This is a genomic window from Azospirillum sp. B506, assembly GCF_000333595.1.
GTDB lineage: Bacteria > Pseudomonadota > Alphaproteobacteria > Azospirillales > Azospirillaceae > Azospirillum.
This window is the reverse complement of record NZ_BADK01000085.1, coordinates 1-1,839: the sequence shown is the minus strand read 5'-3', so window position 1 is coordinate 1,839 and position 1,839 is coordinate 1. Positions and strand designations below refer to the sequence as shown.

Genomic DNA, 1,839 nt, shown 5'->3' with positions numbered 1-1,839 from the left:
TCCATCATGTAGGTGAGGAACTCGCGGAACAGCGCGGTGTAGGCGGCATCGACCTCGCCATCGCGATCGCGGACGGAGGTTGCGAGGTCGGCGTCCTGCAACGCATAGGCGCGGCGCATGTCGCCGATCATCGCCTGAACCATCCGCCCCATGCGGACCAGCGAGGCGACCGGCGGCGCCACCGGCAGGGTGGCCAACGTCACCGCCCGCTTGGCGACGGAACCGGCGAAATCTCCCATCCGTTCCAGGTTGGAGGCGATCTTGAGTGCCGCGACGATCTCGCGCAGATCCTTCGCCATCGGCTGGCGCAGAGCCAGCAAACGAACGGTCATCGCCTCGACCTCCGCTTCCAGGCGGTCGATTTCCGCGTCTCCCTTCAGCACCTCGCCGGCGATGTCGGCATCGGGGCCGGCAAGCGAATCGAGCGCAAGGGCCACCTGCCGCTCCACCAACTCGCCCATCCGGTCGATGGTGCCGCGCAAGGCCGTAAGTTCTGCATCGAAGGCCGCAATCGTATGTCCACCCGACATGATCCCCAACTCCTTGTTCTGACTGGGCTACGACAGGCGGATCGGCGCCCTGCGCCCCGCAGATGGGGGCTGACGCCGCCGGCGCCAAGCCGTATCGGCACTGGTGTCTGCTTTAACCTTTGGCATAGATTATTTCAGGACACTGGTCTATCGATGGACCACGCAACCATGCAGACCGGATAGGGCAGATGACACCGCACGAGTTGGTTGCCGTGCTGGAAAAGCACGAGCGCTGGCTGAAGAACAAGTCGGGCGGTTCGCGCGCCAACCTGACCATGGCGAACATGGAAGGTTCGAATCTGTCCGGGGTCAATCTGGCCCAGGGCAAGCTGTCCGGTGCCAACCTGTCCCATTGCGACCTGTCCAACGCCAATCTCAGCACCGCCGACCTGTTCGCCGCGCACCTGACGAAAGCGGATTTGTCGGGCTGCAACCTGTTCCGTGCCGACCTGCGCGGTGCCCATATGCGCGGCGCCAAATTGAAGCGCGCCATCCTGAGGGAGGCCGACCTGCGCGGCGGCGCCCTGCTCTATGGCGGACAGGGCGGCAAAAATGGCAAGGGACTGGATTTTGTCCGCTCCGACCTGTCGGGGACCGATTTCGACGATGCGTCGCTGAACAACGCCAACCTGTCGGGTGCCGACCTGACCGATGTGTCGATGAACGGCGCGGATTGCGAGGGCGCGCTGCTGACAGGCGCTACGCTGATGCGCGCCAGCATGAAAAGCTGCAACCTCGCCCGCGCCGACCTGCGTGGCAGCAACCTGTCGGGCGTGAACCTGCAGGGGGCCGTGCTGCGTGACGCCAACCTGTCCGGCGCCATGCTGGCCGGTGCCAACCTGCGCAACGCCGATCTCCAGGGGGCGAAGCTGGAAGGCGCCGATCTGGCCGGAGCCGACACCACCGGCGCCAATCTCGCGCGCTCGGCCGACAATTTCTCCGTTCAGATCCAACAGGCGCTGCACAGCCATTACACATGGATCAACACCAATGGAACGATGGGCGCGCGGGCCGATCTGACCGGTGCCGACCTCAGCCATATCGACCTGTCGGGAGTGAACCTGTCGGGCGCCAACCTGAAGCGGGCAAACCTCAGCGGCGCCAAGATGCGCGAAGCGCTGCTGATCATGTGCGACATCTCGGAATCCATGCTGGCCGGCGCCGATTTCAGTGGCGCGATCCTGGACGGCGCCAACATGCGCGGCGCCAACATGGAGGGAGTGAGGCTGGACGGGGCGGGAGTCGGCTGGGTCGATATAAAGGGACCGGATGGTCAGCCGACCGGTCGCCTGTGGGCAGCGAACCTGAA

2 protein-coding genes are annotated in these 1,839 nt (G+C 64.9%); one reads left to right on the top strand and one right to left on the bottom strand.

The genetic code is table 11. From position 1 onward, the window contains the following. Positions 1-530 (bottom strand): phosphate signaling complex protein PhoU (phoU, locus tag I71_RS02890; RefSeq protein WP_042690249.1); only part of this gene is annotated, 530 nt, incomplete at its 3' end. A gap of 188 nt (positions 531-718) precedes the next feature. Here phoU and I71_RS02885 point away from each other — a divergent pair. After that, on the top strand, positions 719-1,839 hold a 1,121-nt coding region (locus I71_RS02885), incomplete at its 3' end, for a pentapeptide repeat-containing protein (protein ID WP_042690246.1).